Consider the following 593-nt stretch of genomic DNA (forward strand, 5'->3'; position numbering starts at 1 on the left):
ATCGATGATGGCGAGCGCCGGCGGGCGGCCCTGGCTCAGGGTCTCGACGATGTCCTCGACATTGGTCTCGGCGGCGAGATCCACCGCCGCGCTCGACAGGCCGAGGCGCTCGGCCCGCAGGCGCACCTGCGCCACCGCCTCCTCGCCGGAGATGTAGACCACGCGCTCGCCGGTGCGCGCCATGGCGGCGGTGGCCTGCATAAGCAGGGTCGATTTGCCGATGCCGGGATCGCCGCCGAGCAGGATCACCGAACCGCGCACGAAGCCGCCGCCGGTCACGCGGTCGAGTTCGCCGATGCCGGAGGGAATGCGCGGCGCCTCCCGCGCCTCGCCGGTGAGCCCTTCGAGGGGGAAGATGCGCCCATGCGACCGGCTCGGCCGCGTCTTGACCGGACCGGCCTGCGGGCCGCTCGCGCCGGTCTCCTCGACGATCGTGTTCCAACCGTTGCAGGCTTCGCATCGCCCGCGCCAGCGATTGTAGACGGCGCCGCAGGATTGGCAGACGAAGGTCTGGTGGATCTTGGCCATGATCGCCTTTTGAGGAAGCACAGACGACAGTCTACGGCCATCCAACCCGCTCCCTCATCCTGAGG

At 70.0% G+C, this 593-nt stretch carries 1 protein-coding gene; it reads right to left on the reverse strand.

The window, feature by feature from the left end; all coding sequences use genetic code 11:
- A partial coding sequence (locus tag MBTS_RS21605) for an ATPase domain-containing protein (RefSeq protein ID WP_192216446.1) occupies positions 1–528 on the reverse strand: 528 nt, incomplete at its 3' end.
- Positions 529–593 lie beyond the last annotated feature (65 nt).

Origin of the sequence: Methylobacterium bullatum, from assembly GCF_014845095.1 — a bacterium.
Classification (GTDB): Bacteria; Pseudomonadota; Alphaproteobacteria; order Rhizobiales; family Beijerinckiaceae; genus Methylobacterium; species Methylobacterium bullatum.